The sequence below is a fragment of the Gordonia zhaorongruii genome, from assembly GCF_007559005.1.
Taxonomy (GTDB): domain Bacteria; phylum Actinomycetota; class Actinomycetes; order Mycobacteriales; family Mycobacteriaceae; genus Gordonia; species Gordonia zhaorongruii.
In genome coordinates this window covers 160,142-175,604 of sequence record NZ_CP041763.1, presented here as the reverse complement: position 1 = coordinate 175,604, position 15,463 = coordinate 160,142, and the positions used below count along the sequence as shown (strand labels likewise).

At 65.9% G+C, this 15,463-nt stretch carries 15 protein-coding genes; 11 read left to right on the top strand and 4 right to left on the bottom strand.

The window, feature by feature from the left end:
- Positions 1-7: 7 nt before the first annotated feature.
- Positions 8-556 (bottom strand): MarR family winged helix-turn-helix transcriptional regulator, encoded by a 549-nt coding sequence (locus FO044_RS00775; protein WP_132992794.1) that lies wholly within the window; start codon positions 554-556, stop codon positions 8-10.
- A gap of 53 nt (positions 557-609) precedes the next feature.
- Positions 610-1,806 (bottom strand): aminotransferase class V-fold PLP-dependent enzyme, encoded by a 1,197-nt coding sequence (locus tag FO044_RS00770; RefSeq protein WP_132992793.1) that lies wholly within the window; start codon positions 1,804-1,806, stop codon positions 610-612.
- A 180-nt stretch (positions 1,807-1,986) separates the two neighbouring features.
- Here FO044_RS00770 and FO044_RS00765 point away from each other — a divergent pair, with 180 nt between their 5' ends.
- The 8 genes from FO044_RS00765 (at position 1,987) to FO044_RS00730 (ending at position 10,595) form a co-directional block, all read left to right on the top strand.
- On the top strand, positions 1,987-2,532 hold the full coding sequence (locus FO044_RS00765) for a bacterial proteasome activator family protein (RefSeq protein ID WP_132992792.1): 546 nt from the start codon (positions 1,987-1,989) through the stop codon (positions 2,530-2,532).
- A 22-nt stretch (positions 2,533-2,554) separates the two neighbouring features.
- Positions 2,555-3,436 carry a galactan export ABC transporter permease subunit Wzm/RfbD gene (wzm, locus tag FO044_RS00760; protein ID WP_132992791.1) on the top strand — a complete coding sequence of 294 codons (882 nt, stop codon included), beginning with the start codon at positions 2,555-2,557 and terminating at the stop codon, positions 3,434-3,436.
- An 8-nt stretch (positions 3,437-3,444) separates the two neighbouring features.
- Positions 3,445-4,275, top strand: coding sequence for a galactan export ABC transporter ATP-binding subunit Wzt/RfbE (gene wzt, locus FO044_RS00755; RefSeq protein ID WP_132992790.1), 831 nt, complete (start codon positions 3,445-3,447; stop codon positions 4,273-4,275).
- A 17-nt stretch (positions 4,276-4,292) separates the two neighbouring features.
- Positions 4,293-5,204, top strand: a complete 912-nt coding sequence (gene glfT1, locus FO044_RS00750) for a galactofuranosyltransferase GlfT1 (protein WP_132993407.1) — start codon at positions 4,293-4,295, stop codon at positions 5,202-5,204.
- Between the two features lie 106 nt (positions 5,205-5,310).
- Complete coding sequence (locus FO044_RS00745; RefSeq protein WP_132992789.1) at positions 5,311-6,567, top strand: ATP-grasp domain-containing protein; 1,257 nt, start codon at positions 5,311-5,313, stop codon at positions 6,565-6,567.
- Positions 6,568-6,582: 15 nt separating this feature from the next.
- Positions 6,583-8,613: a hypothetical protein gene (locus FO044_RS00740; protein WP_132992788.1), complete on the top strand. Its 2,031-nt coding sequence runs from the start codon at positions 6,583-6,585 to the stop codon at positions 8,611-8,613.
- Between the two features lie 22 nt (positions 8,614-8,635).
- On the top strand, positions 8,636-9,514 hold the full coding sequence (locus tag FO044_RS00735; protein ID WP_132992787.1) for a TIGR03619 family F420-dependent LLM class oxidoreductase: 879 nt from the start codon (positions 8,636-8,638) through the stop codon (positions 9,512-9,514).
- A gap of 58 nt (positions 9,515-9,572) precedes the next feature.
- Positions 9,573-10,595: a fused (3R)-hydroxyacyl-ACP dehydratase subunits HadA/HadB gene (locus FO044_RS00730; RefSeq protein WP_132992786.1), complete on the top strand. Its 1,023-nt coding sequence runs from the start codon at positions 9,573-9,575 to the stop codon at positions 10,593-10,595.
- A gap of 251 nt (positions 10,596-10,846) precedes the next feature.
- On the opposite strand, the gene FO044_RS00725 is transcribed toward FO044_RS00730, so the two are convergent.
- Complete coding sequence (locus FO044_RS00725) at positions 10,847-11,278, bottom strand: GtrA family protein (RefSeq protein WP_132993406.1); 432 nt, start codon at positions 11,276-11,278, stop codon at positions 10,847-10,849.
- Positions 11,279-11,453: 175 nt separating this feature from the next.
- Here FO044_RS00725 and FO044_RS00720 point away from each other — a divergent pair, with 175 nt between their 5' ends.
- On the top strand, positions 11,454-12,668 hold the full coding sequence (locus FO044_RS00720) for a lipase family protein (protein ID WP_132992785.1): 1,215 nt from the start codon (positions 11,454-11,456) through the stop codon (positions 12,666-12,668).
- A 65-nt stretch (positions 12,669-12,733) separates the two neighbouring features.
- On the opposite strand, the gene FO044_RS00715 is transcribed toward FO044_RS00720, so the two are convergent.
- On the bottom strand, positions 12,734-13,189 hold the full coding sequence (locus tag FO044_RS00715) for a universal stress protein (protein WP_412917602.1): 456 nt from the start codon (positions 13,187-13,189) through the stop codon (positions 12,734-12,736).
- Between the two features lie 44 nt (positions 13,190-13,233).
- Here FO044_RS00715 and dprE1 point away from each other — a divergent pair, with 44 nt between their 5' ends.
- Together dprE1 and dprE2 are read left to right on the top strand one after the other, a co-directional pair.
- Entirely contained in the window at positions 13,234-14,652 is a 1,419-nt protein-coding gene (dprE1, locus tag FO044_RS00710; protein WP_132992784.1) for a decaprenylphosphoryl-beta-D-ribose oxidase, read from the top strand.
- A 46-nt stretch (positions 14,653-14,698) separates the two neighbouring features.
- Positions 14,699-15,460 (top strand): decaprenylphospho-beta-D-erythro-pentofuranosid-2-ulose 2-reductase, encoded by a 762-nt coding sequence (dprE2, locus tag FO044_RS00705; protein ID WP_132992783.1) that lies wholly within the window; start codon positions 14,699-14,701, stop codon positions 15,458-15,460.
- The last annotated feature ends 3 nt before the right edge of the window (positions 15,461-15,463 follow it).

Sequence of the window (15,463 nt, the reverse complement as noted above, 5' to 3'; positions counted from 1 at the left end):
TCGGCGGTCAGAGACCTTCGGTGACGATGCGCTCACCGATCTTCCCGAAAGTACGGCAGAACGCGTCGAACTCGTGGTCCGCGAGTGACTCGATCACCAACCGGCGAACGGCCCGGTCGCGCTCGTCGAGGATCGGCTGCACCGTCTCGTAGCCCAGCGCGGTGATCCGCACCCATTTCTGGCGCCCGTCCTCGCATTCGATGTCGACCCGCTCGAGGAACCCCTTGTCGATGAAGCGGGTCACCTGCCGCGAGACCGTGCTCAACGGAATCTGCGTGCCGGCCGCAAGATCGCTGATGCGGGCCCTCTCGACAGCCGCCAGCACCTCCAGAACGCGCCAATCAGCGCTCGGCAGGGACGACGACGAGTCGATCTGCTTGAAAAGCGCCCGGTACAACGCCCATCCCCCGGTGACGAACTGCCGCCAGAGCTCACGCTCGCGATCGTCTAATGCACGTTCGGATACTTCATTCCAGTTTTTCTGTTGCGACAACCCTGCGCCTCCCCAAGCCGTTGCGTCAACAACCTCCAACGTGCAACACAGTACGGCCGACACCCTGGGTCACAGAAATCGGCAGCCGCGCCAGTAGGCCGTATGACCTGCGATACTCAGCCGAGCGAGCCGAGGACGCGTGCCAGTTGGTCCACTTCGTACGGTGTCGAGTAGACGCCGAGACCAACGGTCACCGCGCCACCCTCGTCCGCCGCCCCGATGGCGTCGAGAGCCCGGCTCAGAACGCCGTATCCAGCACTGATTCCGTTGTCGTTCAACCTCATGCACACGTTCTCGGCCGAGACCCCATCGACGAGGAAGCTCACGAGCGGGACTCGGTGCGCATGCGTTCCGACCACGTGGACGTGACCGAGACTGTCGAGTGAGTTCACCAGGTAATAGGTGAGCCGCTGCAGGTATTCGTAAGCACTGTCCATCGATGCCGACAGCCGCCGCCTGCGCTTCCCCGTAGCCCCCGGATCCAGCCCCGCCAGCACTTCGACCGACGCCGCGAGGCCGCTGAGCCACGCGCCGGGGATCGGCGACGGCTCCAGCCGGGCAGGCCCGCGAGCGCTGGGATCCATCGACATGTTGGTCATCGACGTCAGTCTGGCCCGATCGGCGAACACCATCGCCGACATGCGCGGACCACCCCACCGCTCCGCACTCACGATGACGACGTCGGCTTCGAGCTCTCGCATCGACAGCGGCACGAAGGGCACGGCACTGCTGGCATCCACCACCAGGAGTGCGCCTGCCGCACGTGCGTGCCCGGCGATCTGCCCGATGTCGGTGATCGCACCCGTGGTCGACGACGCCAGCGTCACCGACACAACCGTCGTCTCGTCGGTGACGAGCTCCCCGTACTGCCAGGGCGGCAGGGTCCCGGATTCGACATCCACTTCGGCCCACCGGACCGCGGAGCCGTGTCGTGCGGCCCCACGCACCCAGGGGACGATGTTCTCCTCGTCGTCGAGCCGGGACAGCACGATCGCGTCACCGATCCAACTGGTCACCGGCAGCGAATCGACCAGTGTCGACACCAGCGACGCCCGCGATGAACCGAACACGACGCACTCCGGATCGGCATCGAGAAGGTCGGCGACCGCGCGGCGCGCCTGCGTCTCCGTCTCCTGCGCCTTCACCGACTGCGGGGTGATCCGCCCACCGGGCACCGGCAGCGACCGGACGCCACGTGAGATCGCACTCGCCACCGCGTCCGGGATCTGCATCCCGTTCTGCGAGTCCAGGTGAATCCAGCCGTCACCCAACGAGGGGAAGAGCCCCCGCACGGAGGCGACGTCGAACGACATGGCCCCAACGATAGACACTCGGGGCCCGGCAACTCACGTTCACGCGGCACGCAATCGTTTCCGCCGGAACACGCCCTCCACGTCGTCGACTCGACGCCCGCACAGTTCATCGCCCGATTCGAACCCGGTTCGGCGCCCGTACGGGCACGACTGATCGCGCAGTGCAGGCACAATGGAGACATGTTCCCCGAGATGTTCGGCACCGAGGCTCCCGGCAATCCGATGACACCCGGGACGGCGATCGGTCCGGGCGAAGCACCGTCCGGCGCCGCATCCGCACCCGGCACCGCTGAGACCGATGCCTCCGACCCCGTCGCGGGCATGGTGGAGCAGCCCGCAAAGGTGATGCGGATCGGCACGATGATCAAGCAACTCCTCGAGGAGGTGCGCTCGGCACCTCTCGACGACGCCAGTCGCAGCCGACTCGCCGACATCCATCGGACGTCGATCGCCGAGCTGCAGGACGGTCTGGCTCCCGATCTGCGCGACGAACTCGACCGACTCGCGCTTCCCTTCTCCGACGAGCACACTCCCACCGACGCCGAGCTGCGCATCGCTCAGGCACAGCTGGTCGGATGGCTCGAAGGCGTGTTCCACGGCATCCAGACAGCGCTGTTCGCGCAGCAGATGGCGGCGCGCGGGCAACTCGAACAGATGCGGCAAGGGGCACTCCCTCCGGGAACCGGTGACATGTCCGACAGCCACAGCACGGGTCAGTACTTGTGACTCGCCGGTATGCTTCTGGCTTGTGTCAGCCGTAGCCAATGACGGCGGAGTCGCCGGCCGGAGTATTCCGCCGCCCCCGCCCACCTCGGATTCCAAGACGTTCCGCCGGGGCATCCAGGATCTCACCGACGGTTTCCGGACCTCGGAACTCTGGCTCCACCTGGGCTGGACCGACATCAAGCAGCGCTACAAGCGTTCGATCCTCGGTCCACTCTGGATCACCATCGCGACCGGCGTCACCGCCGTCGCCATGGGCATCCTCTACGGCGAACTGTTCAAGCAGGACATCGCGACGTTCCTCCCCTACGTGACACTCGGCTTCATCTTCTGGGGATTCATCGAGACGTCGGTGCTCGACGGGTCGGTGGTGTTCTCCGCGAACGAGGGCCTCATCAAGCAGATACCGGCGCCGATCAGCGTGCACGCCTTCCGCGTGGTGTGGCGCAGTCTCATCATCTTCGCGCACAACGTGGTGATCTACCTGATCCTCTTCGCCGTGTTCCCGCAGCCGATCGATTGGTCGGCACTGCTCGTGATCCCGGCGTTGATGTTGTTCGCTCTCAATGCGGTGTGGGCCACGATCGTGTTCGGCATCCTGTCGACCCGCTTCCGGGACATCGGACAGCTGCTCACCACCGCGGTCCGGCTCGTCTTCTTCATGACGCCGATCATCTGGTCGGCGCAGACACTCGGGGAGGTCGGTGGCGGCGAGACCTCGAGTCGGATGAAGCTCGTCGAGCTGAACCCGATGTTCCATTACCTGGAGATCGCCCGCGGTCCACTTCTCGGGCAGCAGGTGGAGCTGTACCACTGGCTGCTCGTCATCGGCTTCACCGTGATCGGCTGGGCCGCTGCCCTGCTGGTGATGCGCAACTTCCGCGCCCGCGTGGCGTACTGGGTTTAGGAGTCCTCGTGTCAGACAACACTGCGTCCGCAGATAAAGGGATCCGCGTCGACACATGGGATGCGTGCGTCGATTTCCCGATCTTCGACGCCAAGACCCGCTCCCTGAAGAAGGCCGTCATCGGCGCAGCCGGCGGCGTGATCGGATCCAACGACTCCAAGACGGTCGTCGTCGAGGCTCTTCGCGACGTGAACCTGCATCTGGAGCACGGCGATCGCGTCGGGCTCGTCGGCCACAACGGCGCAGGCAAATCGACCCTCCTGCGCCTGCTGTCCGGAATCTACGAGCCGACCCGCGGAGCGTGCCGGGTGACGGGCCGCGTGGCCCCTGTCTTCGATCTGGGCGTCGGCATGGACCCGGAGATCTCGGGCTACGAGAACATCCTGATCCGCGGCATGTTCCTGGGCATGAGCCGACAGGCGATGCTGCGCAAGACCGACGAGATCGCCGAATTCTCCGAGCTCGGCGACTACCTCAACATGCCGCTGCGAACCTACTCGACCGGTATGCGCGTGCGCCTCGCGCTCGGCGTGGTGACGAGCATCGATCCCGAGATCCTCATCCTCGACGAAGGCATCGGCGCGGTGGACGCCGAGTTCATGAAGAAGGCGCGCTCGCGCCTGCAGTCGCTCGTCGAGCGCTCCGGCATCCTCGTGTTCGCCAGCCACTCCAACGAGTTCCTCGCCCAACTCTGCAACCGCGCCCTCTGGATCGACCACGGCCAGATCCGCATGGAGGGCGACATCGAGTCGGTCGTCGGATCGTACGAGGGCCCCGAGGCGGCCAAGCACGTGCGCAAGGTTCTCGCCGAGATCGACGGTTCGGGGACTGCGAAGTGACCGCGGACGATCCCCACATGATCGTCGCCGTCGTCGTCACCCATCGGCGGCGCGAACTGCTCGCCGAGTCGCTCGCTGTGGTGGCGGGACAGGATCGCCCGGTCGACCATCTGATCGTCGTCGACAACGCGGCGGAAACCGAGGTCGGCGAACTCGTCGAGCGTCAGCCGATCCCCACCACCTACATTCCGTCGCACCACAATCTCGGTGGCGCAGGCGGATTCGCGCTCGGCATGCTGCATGCCCTCGCGCTCGGCGCGGACTGGGTCTGGTGCGCGGACGACGACGGCCGTCCCGAGGGGCCGCAGGTCCTCTCCGCACTGCTCGCCTGCGCCGACGCACACCATCTGGGCCAGGTGTCGCCGGTGGTGGTGAACATCGCCGACCCCGACGCACTCGCGTTCCCGCTCCGCCGCGGTCTCGTCTGGCGTCGGCGACGGTCCGAGCTGTTCACCGATCCGGAGACCGGTGCCCACGACGACGGGTCCGACGACCTGCTGCCCGGCATCGCATCGCTGATGAACGGTGCCCTCTTCTCGTCGGAGACCTTGGAGAAGATCGGCGTGCCCGATCTGCGGCTCTTCTTCCGCGGCGACGAGGTCGAGATGCATCGTCGTCTGGTCCGTTCCGGGATCGCCTTCGGCACCTGCCTGACCACCGCCTACCTGCACCCGGACGGCAGCGACGAGTTCCGTCCCATCCTCGGCGGCCGGATGCACACCCAGTATCCGGACAACGAGGTGAAGCGCTTCTTCACCTACCGCAACCGCGGGTATCTGATGAGCCAGCCAGGCATGCGCATGCTGCTCCCGCAGGAGTACGCGCGGTTCGGCTGGTTCTTCCTGATTCAGCACCGCGACGTCGCCGGCTTCCGTGAGTGGATGCGTCTGCGACGACTCGGACGCGCGGAGCGCTTCACCCGGCCGTGACCGGTCGCATTCGATCGCACGATCGGCGCTCCGGCAGCGCAACTTATGTAGCCTGGCCGAGTAACAGCATGACCCCGCGCACGATCTTTTGAGCGAAAGGACATGCATGGCATCGCCTGCACAGAAGTCACCTGCGAAGACCCCGAAGGACCCCGAGAAGGGATTCGTGGCACTCCTCGGCTGGAGCCTCGGGGCCGTCGAGGCCCTCGACCGGTTCGACCGGCGGTATGTGGTGGTCGCACCGGATTGGGCCGAGGATTACTGCACCGAGCACGACATCCCGTACGTGCCATGGAATTTCGAGCGCCTCAACGACCGATCGATGGAGATCGCCGAGACGCTCCAGAAAATGGGCGTCGACGTCGCCATCCCGCTCTTCGAGGAGACCGTCGAGTGGGCAGGCGCCATCAACTCCGTGCTGATGGACAAGCCGCGCCTGTTCGGTCAGGCGATGCTGCTTCGCGATAAGGCGCTGATGAAGCGTCGCGCCCAGCTCGGCGGCATCCGCGTCGGCATCTTCGAAGAGGCGCACGACCGCGAGGACGTCATCCGCTTCCTGCGCCGTGTGAACCAGACGCTCCTCAAGCTCGAGGGCGACCCCAACGATCCGATCCACCTCAAGGCCTTCGACAAAGCCGGCTGCCTCGGCCACCGGGTGATCCGCACCCCCGACGAGGTCGACTCGATCCCGGATGAGGAGTTCCCGGTGCTGATGGAGTCGCATCTCGACGGCTGGGAGTTCGCCGTCGAGGCGTGGGTCCACAACGGCAAGATCAAGTTCCTCAACATCTCCGAGTACGTGACACTCGGGTACTCGGTGTTCGTGCCCGCCACTCCGGAGTTGGAGAAGTACCGACCGCAGATCACCGCCCAGATCGAGAAGCTGATCAAGACCTTCGACATCGACTTCGGTTTCGTGCACCCCGAGTACTTCGTCACCAACGACGGCGAGATGTACTTCGGCGAGGTGGCCTACCGTCCGCCGGGGTTCAAGGTGTTCGAGCTCCTCGAACGCGCCTACGGATTCAATGCGTACGAGGCTCTGGTCCTGTCGTTCGACCCGAAGACCACCGACGAGGAGATCGACGCGTTCTTCCCGCAGGAGGTCGTCGACGCGAAGGGCGTGGCGGGCTGTTTCGGCGTGTACCCGCGCCGTCGTGTCGTGTCCACGATGGAGGTTCCGGACGAGACGGCCGACGACGACTACTACGAGACCAACGATCTCGCTCAGCCGCTCGAGGAGACCGTCACCAAGCGAACGGCCTTCGGTACTCACTGGGGACTCCTGTACTTCTTCGGCGACGATCCGTACCGGATGCGCGACCTGCTGAAGAAGCAGGAAGAACTCGACTTCTACGTATGAGGAATGATCGGTCCCATGAACGACGCTGAGTGGGGCCCGGCTCTGACCTCGCGGGTCGAGCAACTCGACCACGCCGTAGCGGCGATGAGCGGTGCCCCCGAATACGCGAAGCCCGCGAAGTTGCGGCGGGTCCTGGACTCGCTCCGCCGGGTCCTCACCCAGAGCGGCGGGTGCGGAGCAGTCCGTTCCCGCGCCGAGGCGATGGAGGAGGCCGGCGTGTTCGCCGGTACCGACTGGGATCAGCCGGACATCCTCGTCCCCTCGCTCGCCGGTCCCAGCCTGCACAGCGATCGCACCGACACCGTGGTCCTCGAGGCCACGAGCGAGTTGCGGATGGTCGCGATCACGCAGGGTGACTACGAGCATCCGAGCATGGCGGTCGAGGATGCGCGCCGGTTCCTCTCGCAGGTGATGGCGATGAACCTCGATCTGCTGCTCGGCGCGCCGTCGGAGACCGAACGTGTCCGCCAGGGCAAGACGGCGTCGATGACTCGGGACCTGTTCGCCTACATCGTCGATGAGATCGGCTACGGCAGCGTCCTCGACGAGTTGGTCGAGGAGATCTGGCGAATCCTCCGCCAGCGGCCCATCCAGGTCGATCAGGTGAAGGCGATGGTCACTCGCATCGCCATCCACCGGAGCAGTCCGGAGGCCGACCCCGGAACGTCGAGTCCGGGAAACTCGGGGCAGGGTCTCGACCGCCTCACGACGGCGCTGTTCGGTCCCACCGAGGCGTGCCGCGAGGATCCGGGCACCGACGTGTACCTCACGCGGCTGGAGGCGATGGACGCCGAAGGCCTGGAGTTCGAGGCGCGCGGGTTCGCCCGTGCGATGCACGACACCGGTCTGGTCTCGGCCTATCATGCGGTGCTGGTCCGCTACCTCGTCGATTCCAACGTCTACCTGCTGCCCGACGCGCTCGGACTGTCCGACGCCGGGCGCAACTGCCTGCTCCGTTACGGCGATCTCGTTCACGAGCTGATCCAGCGGACCGTCTCGCCGCAGAACGCCCAGTGCCTGTACGGACTGGCGCTGCTGCTCGACCGCGGCATCCTCCACCAGCCGCCGGTGGTCCCGTCGCTGTGGCGTCAGCTCGCTCTCAAGCTCTCCCCCGCCGTCCGGGAACGGCTGCACTCCGCGTTCGGCCCCGCCGTCGAACCCGAGTCGCTGCTGCTCGGCGGACTGCTGGCCATGCTCGGTCAACCGCTCGGTGTGGGCCAGGGCGACAACCCGACCTGCCAGTCGGCGCGCGCTCTCTCGATGTGGGCGTACAACGACCCCGACTACCTGCTCCAGGTGGTGGCGTGGGCGGCCCGCGACGACGAGGTGATCGCCCACTTCGAGGGCCAGGCGATCTCATCCGCCGACCTCGCCGCAGGCGTGGCCGCAGGCGACCCCATCGACCTCGATCCGGTCTCCCTGCTCGTGGTGCCGCACCTCGACCGGATCTACGCCGAGATGATCCGGCGATGCGCTGACCGCCCGGGTGATCCGCACCGTTGGGTGAACCCCGAGTTCCACGGCTGGTGGGCGGCCCGCGGGTTCCGGATCAACGTCGACGTCGAGACGGGCAATCTCGACGCGCCCGCCGACTTCATCCGTCAGTTCTTCGCCGCGTACCACCCGGACTACAACGGCAACCAGCCGTTGATCCATCCTCAGCCCGCAGGCATCGCGTTCACCGACAGCGGTGCCCGCTACGTCGGCTGGCACGCGATCACGATCCTGCGCGTGGCCACGGACCCGGATGGCGTCGTCCGCGTGTACTTCTTCAATCCGAACAACGATTCGGGGCAGAACTGGGGTGACGACGTCGTCGTCGGAACAGCAGGCAACGGGGAGCGCCCCGGTGAGGGGTCGCTGCCTTTCGAGCAGTTCGTGTCCCGCCTCTACATCTTCCATGCCGATCCCCTCGAGGACGGCGCGCCAGATCAGGTCCCGGTCGAGGACGTCGAGCGCGTTCTGGGGTACGTCGAGCGCAGCTGGGGCGAGGGGCGAATGGGCGATCCCGAACCGGAATCGGTGAACGGGTCGACCGGAATCTAGAACATGTTCTAGTGTGACAGGCATGCGTTTCACGTTCGCCGAGGCGATGACCGACGTCACCTACTACGCACCGCTCGCCCAAGCCGCCGAGGCGGCCGGGTTCGCCGGGATGACGATCGCCGATTCGATCGCCTACCCCGAGGAATCCGACGCAACGTACCCGTACACGCCGGACGGCAATCGCGAGTTCCTGGAAGGCAAGGACTTCATCGAGCCGTTCGTCCACGCGGCTGCGCTCGGCGCCGTCACCTCCACGCTGCGCTTCCTGCCGTTCGTCCTGAAGCTCCCGGTTCGCCCACCCGTCCTGGTCGCGAAGCAGGCGTCGTCGGTCGCACGCCTGACCGGCAACCGTCTCGCGCTGGGCGTCGGCACCAGCCCCTGGCCGGAGGACTACGACATCATGGGCGTCGACTACGCGCGGCGCGGCAAGCGCATGAACGAGTGCATGGACGTCATCCGCGGTCTCACCACGGGCGAGTACTTCGAGTTCCACGGTGATTTCTACGACATCCCGCGGATCAAGATGGCGCCCGCGCCGACGCAGCCGATTCCACTGCTGGTCGGCGGGCACGCCGATCCCGCACTGCGTCGTGCCGTCGTGCGCGGCGATGGCTGGATGCACGGTGGCGGACCAGCCGAGGAACTCGACGAGCTGCTCGACAAGATCGCGGCGATCCGCAAGGCGGAGGGAAAAGAGAACGACCCCTTCGAGATTCACGTCATCTCGATGGACGCCTACACCGTCGACGGCTGCAAACGCCTCGAAGACAAGGGCATCACCGATGTGATCGTCGGATTCCGCGTGCCGTACGTCATGGGACCCGACACCGAGCCTCTCGAGACGAAGATCCAGCACCTCAACTGGTACGGCGAGAACGTGATCGCGAAGGTCAACGGCTGAGTCGGCCCGTGGCGCGTGATTGGGGAAGCTCGACGGCCATTCGGTACCGTGTGCCTCTATGACTAGCAGTGGTACCGATCGCGTCCAGGCCATCACCTCGACGCTCGGCAAGACCTACACCACGCCCGACCACTACGAGATCGGGCGCGAGAAGGTCCGCGAGTTCGCGCGCGCACTGCACGACGACAATCCGGTCCACTGGGACGAGAGCAAATCCCGAGAGGCCGGCCACGACGGTCTGCTCGCCCCGCTGACCATCGTCGTGTTGAACGGGACGAAGGCCCAGACGCAGCTGCTGGACCAGGCTATCCCGGGTGACCTTCTGAAATCCGGTGTCCTGCAGGTGGAGCAGAGGTTCGTCTTCCACCAGCCGGTCACCGCCGGCGACCGCGTGGTCTCCGACGTGTCGCTCGACTCGTACCGATCGGTTGCGGGCGCCGACCTGTTCACCGGGAAGACCGTCGTCCGCGACCTCGACAAGGGCGTCATGCAGGAGTCCTGGACCACCCTCGCAGGTCCGGGCGACAAGAGCGACGGCCTTCCGCCCGAGTTCCAAGCGCTGATCGACAACATCATGTTCTCCGGAACAGAGTCGCACCAGCTGCCCCTCGTACCGGCCGAGGCGGCGGTCATCCCCGACGACGAGCCGCGCGCATTCGGTGCGATCGCATTCGACTCGGTGTCGGAGGGCCAGTCCCTGCCCACTCGCACCGAGAAGTTCACCCGTGGCGACCTCGTCAACTACATCGGCGTCGCAGGCGACCCGAACCCGATTCACCACAGCGACGAACTGGCCGCTGCCGCCGAGCTCGACACCGTCGTCGCTCAGGCGATGCTGACTCTCGGCACCGCGTGCGGTTACCTCAGCGATTTCGTCGGCGACCCGGCCGCCTTCCGCGAGCTCGGAGCCCGCTTCTCGAGTCCCGTCTACGTCAGAGCGACCGAGCCGACGATCGTCGAGTACACCGGCAAGATCAAGACCCTGTACCCCGACACCAAACGCGGGCTCATCACCTTCGGTGCGACGGTGAACGGCAAACGCGTCTTCGGCAAGTGCACCGCGCTGGTCCAGTTCTCCTGAGTACGACGCTGCGGCGCGGACCACTGCGCCAGTCGGTGTCGCCGCTGCACCAGTCTCGGGTTCTGCTGCGCCAGTAGGATTGCAACCTGCGCCATCTCGTCACTGCTGCGCTAGTTGAGGCCGCAACGACACAGTGGGGCTGCAAGCTCGCAATCGGCGCAGCTGCAACAGGCTCGCTTCACACCGTTGCAGCGACGACGGCTGCTGTCACACCGATAGCGGACCGCGAGGTTGAACCCGCAGCAGCCCGGTCATTTGATCTTGAAGATCACCGCGCGCTGGACCACGAAGTTGATGACCGTCGCGATGCCCTGCGCGATGCAGAAGGCGACGGCCGAGTAGATCGCAGTGTTGTCCCAGAGATCCGACAACCATCCGTACACACCGACGTTGACGCCGAACGTCACCGCGTAGAGCGCCACCACGGCGATGAACCGAACAGTGCTCGGCTCCGCCCGGAACGTCCAGCGACGGTTGATCAGATAGGCGATCGTGGTGCCGAGGATGAAGCCTGCGGCCTTCGACCAGGTCGGTGACCATTCGACCACGTGCTGGAGCAGCACAGTGAGACCGAAGTCGAACACCGCCGAGAGCACGCCGGTCGCGATGAATCGCAGGACCTGGGTTCTCAGATCGACGTCGGTCGAGGCTTCCTCGTCGTCGAACGGCAACTCGATCGGCATCGGTGCGTGCCGGGTCTGGAAGTCCTCGTGCGACGGTTCATGTGGGACTGCCGCCACGTCGGTACGGGCTTCGTCGTCGTCTGCAGGTGATGATCCGGGCACACCCCAAGCGTAGCGGCACCTCCTGGGCGCAACCTCAGGAAACCCGGTGCGGCACAGGTCTAATGTCACCGATATGAGTCGTACTTCGCATTCGGCGCTCCGTCGGTCACTAGTCACACTCGCGATCGCCGCGGTGACCGTCTGCGGCGGCGTCGCCGCACCGATGGCGCACGCGGACGACGACACGACACCGGACCCGACCTGGTCAGGACTGGACGCCCGTGACTACTCGGGTCCCATCGGCCGACACGGCAGCGTGATCGCCAAGACGCCGCTCGCTGACTCCGTTTCGCTGCCCGCGGCTCGCAGCGCCTACCGGATCCTCTACGCATCCACCGACGTCCACGGCGAGCCCGCGGTCAGCACCGGTGCGGTCTTCCTGCCGCGCAAGCCTGCACCACGGGGCGGCTACAAGATGATCGCGTGGGCGCACGGCACCGTCGGCCTGGCCGACGACTGCACCCCATCCGCCCAGCCGCGTACCGACCGCGACGCCGCGTACCTCGGCCACTGGCTCGATCAGGGATACGCCATCGTCGCCACCGATTACGTCGGGCTGGGCACCCCGAGCCTGATGAGCTACCTGAGCGGAGAAGCACAGGCCACCTCCACCGTCGACGCGGTGATCGCCACCCGGAGATCGGGCCTCCCGGTGAGCCGCACGTGGGCCATCGTCGGACAGTCGCAGGGCGCGAGCGCCGCACTCAACGCCGCACGCCGCGCCACCGCGATCTCCCGCGGCACCGGCCTCGACTACCGAGGTGTGGTGGCGACCGGAACACCAGCGAACATCGAGCACATCGTGTGGCAGGCAGGACCGCTGTTCCCGCCCGTCGTGCTACCTGCCGGACTCAACTCCTACGCCGCCTACATCATGGCCGGATTCGACGACGCACGCCCCGACCTGCACGCCGACCGGGTGCTGAGCGGCGAGGGTCGCGCGATGGTGAAGAAGGCACGAACCCTCTGCGGCCCCGAACTTCACGAGGAAGCCGAAGGAGCCCGGATCAACCGCTGGTTCACCAGGCCGCTGGCTTCGGTACCGGGCGTTCAGGGCGCGCTCGTCGACTACATGAGCACGCCGTACTCCGGCTACGACCGTCCGATCTTCATGGGCCAGGGCGTCACCGACATCGACGTTCCGATGCCCTCGGCGCTGTCCCTGTACGCGCAGATGAAGGCGGCCGGCCAGCCCGTCCAGCTGCACATGTATCCCACCGACCACTCCGGGACCGTGCTGGCCTCGATGAAGGACTCGACGCCGTTCCTGGCGCGCATCCTGCGTTGATGCTGCGGTCCTCTCTCTGCCGAGGTCTCCCTCTCGGCCGGCGAGGCAGACCAGCGGGACAGATCTCAGTCGACGACGCCGTCGCCCGCGCCGACGGCACCGGGCTTCACCACCAGCACCGGCTTCGCGCACTCGGCCAGCAGATACTGCGAGGTGCTGCCGAGGAACAGCTTCCCCACCTGAGTGCGGCGTCGCATGCCGATGACCAGCATCTCGGCCTCAGGCCGGTCCATCGCAAGCAGTAGTTCCTCTGCCGGATCGCCGCCGATCGGCTGGGAGATCGTGAACTGGACGCCCGACCGCGAAAGTCGCTGCTCGACGTCGGCGATCTCCTCCGCGTCGACGATCCGATGGCTGCGGCCACCGGACACCGCGTTGATCACCAGAATGCCGGTATCGCGCGCGACTCCCTCGACGATCGCCTGCTCCACGCAGGCTCTCGCGCCGGTACCGCCCGAATAGCCGACGACGATCATCGCTGCACATCCTTCCCTCTCCTGCTGAATGTAGACGACTGCCACGACATCTCCGGCGTTCTCAGAACCTACGGGTAACCTGATCGACGATGACGAACACAGAACTCCTTCCAATCCAGACCCGGACCCTCATGGGCTGGGCTCGGACGATGCCCATCGAGGGGCACGTGCTGTCGACGCCGTACCCGGAGGTCATCGCGGAAGCGGTGGCACGCGTGGCCGATCAGAACGCCGACAAGCCCGCCCACTTCCGGCGCGGTGTCATTGCACGTGGTCTGGGTCGGTCCTACGGCGAGAACGCGCAGAACTCCGGCGGTCTCACCATCGATATGACGCAGCTCACCCGCATCCACGACATCGACGACGCAACTGCGATCGTCGACGTCGATGCAGGCGTCGACCTCGACACTCTGATGCGCGTCGGCCTCCCGCACGGACTGTGGGTTCCGGTCCTTCCCGGCACCCGTCAGGTGACCGTCGGCGGTGCGATCGGCTGCGATATCCACGGCAAGAACCACCACAGCGCGGGCAGCTTCGGCAACCACGTCGCCGAGATCACCCTGTTGATCGCATCGGGCGAGATCCTCACTCTCACTCCAGAGGGCAGCAACGACGACCCCGACGCCTCCATCTTCTGGGCCACGGTCGGCGGCATCGGCCTGACCGGCATCATCCTGCGCGCGAAGATCAAGATGACGCGCACTGAGACCGCCTACTTCATCGCCGATGGTTCCGTCACCAACTCGCTCGACGAGACCATCGCGCTGCACCAGGACGGTTCGGAGGAGAACTACAACTACAGCTCCGGCTGGTTCGACGCGATCAGCAAGCCCCCGCGCCTGGGCCGCGGCACCTTCTCTCGTGGCAACCTCGCCACGCTCGATCAACTGCCGGACAAGCTCGCCAAGGACCCGCTCAAATTCGACGCGCCCACCCTCATCAACTTCCCGGACATCTTCCCGAACGGGCTGGCCAATAAGCTGACCTTCTCGTCGATCGGCGAGGCGTACTACCGGATGGGCGGCAACTATCAGGGCAAGATCCAGAATCTGACGCAGTTCTATCACCCGCTCGACCTGTTCGGGAACTGGAATCGCGCCTACGGGTCGAAGGGCTTCCTGCAGTACCAGTTCATCGTTCCGCCCGAGGCCGTGGACGAGTTCAAGGGCATCATCTACGACATCCAGGCGTCCGGACATGTCAGCTTCCTCAACGTGTTCAAGCTGTTCGGCGAGGGCAATCAGGCCCCGCTGAGCTTCCCGATGCCGGGCTGGAACATCTGCGTCGACTTCCCGATCAAACGCGGCCTCCACGAGTTCGTCACCGAACTCGACCGGCGCGTCATGGACATCGGAGGTCGGCTCTACACGGCCAAGGACTCGCGGACCAGCGCGGACACCTTCCATTCCATGTATCCGCGCATCGACGAGTGGATCGCCGTCCGACGCCGCGTGGACCCGAACCAGGTGTTCATGTCCGACATGGGACGTCGCCTCGAACTGGTCTGACCCCGGTCTGCCCCGCACACTTCACGCAACGACGAAAGAGAAGCACATGTTCAACGCCGTCGGCGTTCCCAAGTCCATCCTGATTATGGGTGGCACTTCCGAGATCGGTCTGGCGATCGCCTCCGAGTACCTCACGAAGGGCCCGATGCGCGTGGTCCTGGCGACCATCCCCGGCGACATCGTCGCCGACGCCGCGGTCGCACAGATGAAGGACGCCGGCGCATCGTCGGTCGAGCGCATCGACTTCGACGCACTCGCCACCGATACGCACCGCAACGTCATCGACTCGGCCTTCGCCGGGGGCGACATCGACGTCGCGATCGTGGCGTTCGGCATCCAGGGCGACGATGAGAAGGCCTGGCAGGACGAGAAGCTCGCCGTCCTCGAAGCGAACATCAACTACACGGCCGCCGTATCCGTCGGCGTGATCCTCGGCGAGAAGATGCGCGCCCAAGGGCACGGACAGATCATCGCCATGAGCTCCGTCGCAGGTGAGCGAGTTCGCCGATCCAACTTCGTCTACGGCTCCACCAAGGCCGGTCTCGACGGCTTCTACCTCGGTCTTGGCGATGCCCTGCGTCCCGAGGGTGTCCGCGTCCTGGTGATCCGTCCCGGCCAGGTACGCACCCGACTGTCCGCGCACGTCCCCGACGCCCCCCTCACCGTCAACAAGGAGGACGTCGGCCGTCTCGCCGTCGCCGCCGTCGACAAGGGCAAGGACATCGTCTGGGTTCCCGGACCGTTCCGCTACATCATGATGGTGCTGCGCCACATCCCGCGTCCGGTCTTCCGCAAGCTGCCCATCTAGCGA

Bases quoted from the DNA above. Each gene is read 5' to 3' on its own strand.
- FO044_RS00770 (WP_132992793.1), bottom strand. From the start codon at position 1,806: ATGTCGTTCGACGTCGCCTCCGTGCGGGGGCTCTTCCCCTCGTTGGGT.
- FO044_RS00765 (WP_132992792.1), top strand. From the start codon at position 1,987: ATGTTCCCCGAGATGTTCGGCACCGAGGCTCCCGGCAATCCGATGACA.
- glfT1 (WP_132993407.1), top strand. From the start codon at position 4,293: ATGATCGTCGCCGTCGTCGTCACCCATCGGCGGCGCGAACTGCTCGCC.
- FO044_RS00745 (WP_132992789.1), top strand. From the start codon at position 5,311: ATGGCATCGCCTGCACAGAAGTCACCTGCGAAGACCCCGAAGGACCCC.
- FO044_RS00740 (WP_132992788.1), top strand. From the start codon at position 6,583: ATGAACGACGCTGAGTGGGGCCCGGCTCTGACCTCGCGGGTCGAGCAA.
- FO044_RS00735 (WP_132992787.1), top strand. From the start codon at position 8,636: ATGCGTTTCACGTTCGCCGAGGCGATGACCGACGTCACCTACTACGCA.
- FO044_RS00730 (WP_132992786.1), top strand. From the start codon at position 9,573: ATGACTAGCAGTGGTACCGATCGCGTCCAGGCCATCACCTCGACGCTC.
- FO044_RS00725 (WP_132993406.1), bottom strand. From the start codon at position 11,278: ATGCCGATCGAGTTGCCGTTCGACGACGAGGAAGCCTCGACCGACGTC.
- FO044_RS00720 (WP_132992785.1), top strand. From the start codon at position 11,454: ATGAGTCGTACTTCGCATTCGGCGCTCCGTCGGTCACTAGTCACACTC.
- dprE1 (WP_132992784.1), top strand. From the start codon at position 13,234: ATGACGAACACAGAACTCCTTCCAATCCAGACCCGGACCCTCATGGGC.
- dprE2 (WP_132992783.1), top strand. From the start codon at position 14,699: ATGTTCAACGCCGTCGGCGTTCCCAAGTCCATCCTGATTATGGGTGGC.